This window comes from Streptomyces sp. NPDC005533 (genome assembly GCF_042871845.1).
In the GTDB taxonomy this organism is placed as follows: domain Bacteria; phylum Actinomycetota; class Actinomycetes; order Streptomycetales; family Streptomycetaceae; genus Streptomyces.
In genome coordinates this window covers 1-5,454 of record NZ_JBIAJH010000116.1, presented here as the reverse complement: position 1 = coordinate 5,454, position 5,454 = coordinate 1, and the positions used below count along the sequence as shown (strand labels likewise).

Below are 5,454 nucleotides of genomic sequence, written 5' to 3'. Positions count from 1 at the left end.
TCTGCACAAGCTCGTTGACATCCATCACACCGACTACAACGACCTCCACCACTCAGCGTTACCACCGCATGTGAGACAGAGCCGAACGATTTACACTGCCGATCTGCGCCATCCACCAATGTGGTGTCAGACGCTTCGTCAACCCCTCTGTGCCTTCAAAGCCAATGAGTTGTATGGCTGGTAGCTGACGGTTCTGATGGTGGACCTGGAGCAGACCGTGGTCGAGGCCGGGATCCGGCAGGTCGAGGTCCAGCTGGTGGGTGTGAGTGTTCGTGTCGACTGTTGAGGCCTTATGTTACCCCTATGGTTTGCCGTGTCCGCGTCATCCGCATGCTTCTCTGCAGGTGCGACTGGCCAAGCCTGCTATATGTCCGTTGTGCACCCTCGATGCTGAGCCGTTGATTCCGAGTTGGTATGCAATGGGTCAAGAGTCGTGACCGGGCCCTCCCTTAAGCCCTAGTCTGCGCCCGTACATGCGAATGTTCGAATAGTTCCAGCCAGCAAACCGGGCGATTGCCCTGGGGGGTTCATGCGTAGATCCAGAGGGCTGGCTGCTGCCCTCGTCGTGTTAGTGGCCGGTGCCGGCACCGGCATAGGCCTGGTGTTGATGCCGCAAGCGTCCGCCATCACGGCACCGGTGGCGTTTACCGCTGACAATCTGCCGACGTGGCAGCCCAACGGCATCGTGTGGGCGATGGCCCAGGCGAACGGCACCGTCTTCGCCGGCGGCACCTTCTCGGCCGTCCGCCCGCCCGAAGGCACCATCGGCACCGTACAGGAGGCCGTGAACTTCGTCGCGCTCGACGCCGCGACGGGCAAGCCCACCTCCTGCAAGCTCGCCTTCACCATCGGCCACGGCACCGCGACCGTGCGCACCCTGGTCGTCTCCAAGGACAAGAAGACCCTGTACGCGGGCGGCTACTTCGGCGCCGTCAACGGCACCCCGGTCTCCAGCCTCGCGGCGATCGACATCGAGAGCTGCACCCCCAAGGAATCGTTCCACCCCGGCTTCCCCGCCACCGTGCGCGGGCTCGCCGTCACCGACGACACCCTGTACGCCGCCGGCGACTTCAACGCCGTCGACGGGCAGACCCGCGAGCGGTTCGCCGCCGTGGACGCCGGCACCGGGGCGCTCAAGCCCTTCGTCGCCAACGTCGACGAGCCGGGCCGCGCCGTCGAGGTCACCCCCGACGGCAAGAACGTCCTCCTGGGCGGCGACTTCTTCACGGTCAACGGCTCCAACAGCCACGCCCTGGCCGTGGTCAACGCCACCACCGGCGCGGTCACCAAGACCTACACCAACATCCCGTCGAACTCCGTGGTCAAAGACATCGCTACCGATCCGACAGGCTTCTATACTGGCAACGAGGGCTCCGGCGGCGGCGTCTTCGACGGTCGCATCGGCCTGCGCCTGAGCGACTTCACCGAGAAGTGGCGCGACCGCTGCCTCGGCGCCACCCAGGCCGTTCTGCCGTACCAGGGAGTGCTCTACAGCTCCTCGCACGCGCACGACTGCTCGCTCGAGGGACAGTTCCCCGACGGCAAGCGCCACTTCTTCAACGCGCAGCTGACCAACCATGAAGGCGCCTCCCCCGCACCGGTGGACGGGTTCGTGCGCAGCCCGCGCAAGCTCGGTTGGCACCCCACGGCCAACGACGGCCTCGGCGAGGGCATCGGCCCGCGCGCCATGACAATCGCGGAGAAGGACCATGTCAAGTACATGTGGGCCGGTGGTGAGTTCACCCTCATTAACGGGAAGCCCCAGCAGGCGCTCACTCGCTTCGCCTCCACCGGCGACGTCGGCGCCCCGACCACCCCGGTGGCCAGCGCCGCGAGCGTCAAGCCCGGCGAGGCCCAGGTCCGCTGGCGCACCAGCTACGACGCGGACGACAGCAAGCTGACCTACCGCATCTACCGCAACGGCTCCGCCAGCCCGATCGCCACGGTCGCGGCCGAGTCCCTCGAGTGGGAGCGTCCCCAGGTCTCCTGGACAGACACCACGGTTAAGGCGGATCAGACATACACCTACCGCGTCACGGCCACCGACGGGGCGGGCAACACCAGCGCCCTGTCGGCCAACGCCGCAGTCGCAGTCCCGGCTTCGGCCACGATCCCGACCAACTCGGTCTCCAAGGTCTCCGCGACGGAGGACACCTACGTCAACCGGGGCGCTCCGAGCGCGACCCACGGCGCATCCAGCTCGCTCGCGGTGCGCGGCACCTCGGCGTACGAGACGTACCTGCGCTTCAACCTGCCGACCCCGCCGACAGGGCAGGTCCTGAAGTCCGCCGCGCTCCAGATCAAGACGTCGACCCAGGCGAACGCCGGTACGACCGACAAGGTGTCCGTGGTTCCGGTCACCGGTACCTGGAGCGGTGCAAACGCCACATTCAATAGCAAGCCGACTCTGGGCACCACGCCGCTCGGCTTCTTCGCGAGCATGCCGGACAGCTCGCCGATCCAGAGCACCCCGCTGGACACCGCCACGCTCTCCTCGGTGCTGGGCAGCAGCTACAGCCTGGCCCTGACGAGCACGAGCCCCGACTCGCTGTGGATCTCGTCCATGGAGTCGACGGCAGCGGACGCCGTTCCGCAGCTCGTGCTCGTCTTTGGCCCGAAGTAACGCGTCTGACAGATGCGGGGCCCGGCGCGAAAGCAGCCAGGCCCCGCACGCTTATCCCACCCGACCAACCGGTACGCGACATAGGAGCCCTACTGCAGCTTTTCGTCAGTTCGGCGGGTCTGGTGAGTCCAGTGTGGGTGACGAAGGTCCACGGCAACTGATGGTTGTGGCAGGCAGCCGTGAGCTGGTCCAGGAGATCGCGATGTCCAGCCTTCCGGTTCTCTGGCCTGGTCGGGATCATCCGGGCGAGTCTGCGCCGGGAGATGTAGCTGCGGTCGGCGTCCGCTCGGTCTTGGAGGTACTTGTGCTGCTGCAGGAGGCTGGGGCAGTCGGTGAAGCCGAGGGCCTTGAATCTTTCGAAGATGTGCTGGACGGGGGTGGCGGGTCTTCGGCCCAGCGTCGGGGCAGGGGCTCGTGGCGGGGGCCGATCAGGCTGGACTGGTATGTGGGGACGCGGAGCATTCGCTCGGCCGGCCGGCGCGGCATAGCGTTTGACGGTGTTCAGGACCCGTTGGAGGCGGCGGGCGCATCCGAGGAAGCCCACGCCCCGGACTCTTGCCCGGCCCATCCTCTTTCACCACCGCCTTGACCTGCCTGGTCAGACGGCTAATGCGCCGCTGATAGCCCTATAAAACCCGGCACCTGCTCACTTAAGGTCTGACGGCACCCACGCGTGGGACACACCAAGCCTCGCACTCGTGCTGCTGGCACCACCCGCCAAGCCGAACATCGGCCGCCGTGCGCCAGAGCAACCGTGCGCTTGCGCCGATGGCACCCCGCGCCCTCACCACAGCCCGCGCCCAGGTTTGACGGCCAACGCTGGGAGGAGATCACTGAAGCGGGGAAGCTGTGCGGCGGTCTCAGGTCTCAAGCATTTCGGTGACCAGTGCGGCGATGGGAGAGCGTTCAGAGCGGGTGAGGGTGATGTGGGCGAAAAGCGGATGGCCTTTGAGTCTTTCGATGACTGCGGCAATGCCGTCGTGGCGGCCGACGCGAAGGTTGTCACGCTGGGCGACGTCGTGAGTGAGGACGACGCGGGATCCCTGGCCGATCCGGGAGAGAAGGGTGAGAAGGACGTTGCGTTCCAGGGACTGTGCTTCGTCGACAATGACGAAGGCGTCGTGAAGGGAGCGGCCGCGGATGTGGGTAAGCGGGAGGACTTCCAGCAGACCGCGGGAGATGACTCTCTCGATGACGTCCGGTGTAGTGACCGCTGACAGGGTGTCGAAGACCGCCTGGGCCCAGGGGCCCATCTTCTCGGGTTCGCTACCTGGCAGGTAGCCGAGTGCCTGGCCGCCGACGGGGTAAAGGGGACGGAATACCATGACCTTGTGATGCTGGTTGAGTTCCAGGACGGCCTCCAGGCCGGCACACAGCGCTAGCGCGGACTTGCCGGTGCCGGCGCGGCCACCCACAGAAATGATCCCGACGCCGGGGTCGAGAAGTAAGTCGAGGGCGATGCGCTGTTCGGCTGAGCGGCCCCGTAGTCCGAACGCCACGCGGTCACTGCGGACCAGTCGCACTTGCCCATCGTGGCTGACGCGGCCGAGGGCACGGCCGCGCTCGGATTGCAGGACGAGACCGGTGTGGACGGGCAGCCCGGCTGCACCATCGATGCCTGTCGTGGTGTCGCGGCCAGCGGCAAAGAGGGTGTCAATCTGGCCAGCGGGGACGTGAAGTTTTGCTATCCCGGTCCAGCCAGCGCTGATGGCGAGTTCGGCGCGATATTCCTCGGCAGGCAGACCGAGCGAACTGGCCTTGATCCGCAGAGGCAGGTCCTTGGAGACGACGGTAACGTGGTAGCCCTCTGCCTGAAGGCCACGGGCAACGGCGAGGATACGGGCGTCGGCATCGCTGCCACAGGCGCGGTAGCCGACGGGCAGGAGCGAGGGGTCGGAGTGGTTCAGCTCTACCCGGATGGTGCCGCCGAGCTCGCCGGCTTGGATCTGCTCGTCGAGGCGGCCGTGCCGTACGCGGTAGTCGTCTAGGAGGCGGAGGGCCTGGCGGGCGAAGTAGCCCAGCTCGGGATGGTGCCGCTTCGCCTCCAGCTCGGTGACCACGACCGCCGGCAGGACGACCTCGTGTTCCTCGAAACGGTTGATGGCGTGGGGGTCGGCGAGGAGCACACTCGTATCGAGGACATACGTGCGCTGACCGCTCGTACGGGAACGGTCATGCGCCTTGGGTCGGGTGCCAGACTCTTCGTCGGTCATCGCTGCGTCTCCGATGCGTTACGGCGACTTGTTTACGGCGCTGTGTGTGAGGCGGTCATCTCCACGGCCAGGCGGCGCCTTGCGGGGACGCTAACTCCGGCGTCTGACTCGGCGCGATGGCTCAATAGGTAAATCAGACCATTTGTATCGGTTGAGCGGGCTGGTGGGGCTCGCCACGAACTGGTCCGACCTGCTCACAAGCCCGTGCCATAGCAGCCGCACGGGCCGCCCGGCGAGGCCGGCGACGTCGGGTCGCGGTCCAGGACCAGCAGTTGCGCGCATGACGTTGGAACCGGAGGCAATGTGCGCATGGTGGTCGCAGACCACCACCGTCCCGGCTCCCAGGGTCTGCAGGGCGCGGGGAAAGGCAAGACCGGCTCGAGTTCCTCGAACGCCACGGTTGCAGCCGCGTCTGTCCACTGTTGCTGGACCAGCTGCCCGCCGAAGCCGACAAACAGTACTTCGAACCCGGACGCCGGGCCCGCGTTCTGCTCCGCACCTCTGGTACGGCGCAGATCGGCACTGTAAATCGTTCGGCTCTGTCTCACATGCGGTGGTAACGCTGAGTGGTGGAGGTCGTTGTAGTCGGTGTGATGGATGTCAACGAGCTTGTGCAGA

General features: G+C 66.2%; 2 protein-coding genes and 2 pseudogenes. 1 reads left to right on the top strand and 3 read right to left on the bottom strand.

The window, feature by feature from the left end; all coding sequences use genetic code 11:
• The first annotated feature begins 637 nt into the window (after positions 1–637).
• Positions 638–2,623 (top strand): DNRLRE domain-containing protein, encoded by a 1,986-nt coding sequence (locus ACFYP3_RS36880; RefSeq protein ID WP_388842420.1) that lies wholly within the window; start codon positions 638–640, stop codon positions 2,621–2,623.
• 169 nt (positions 2,624–2,792) lie between these two features.
• Here the strand turns inward: ACFYP3_RS36880 and ACFYP3_RS36875 are convergent.
• The 3 genes and pseudogenes from ACFYP3_RS36875 to ACFYP3_RS36865 all read right to left on the bottom strand — a co-directional run.
• Positions 2,793–3,167: pseudogene (locus tag ACFYP3_RS36875) on the bottom strand (ISL3 family transposase); the annotation flags it as partial.
• A gap of 316 nt (positions 3,168–3,483) precedes the next feature.
• The gene (locus ACFYP3_RS36870; protein WP_388842418.1) at positions 3,484–4,836 is read right to left on the bottom strand and encodes a PhoH family protein; all 1,353 of its coding nucleotides are present in this window, start codon (positions 4,834–4,836) and stop codon (positions 3,484–3,486) included.
• A 194-nt stretch (positions 4,837–5,030) separates the two neighbouring features.
• Positions 5,031–5,454, bottom strand: a pseudogene (locus tag ACFYP3_RS36865) (hypothetical protein); the annotation flags it as partial.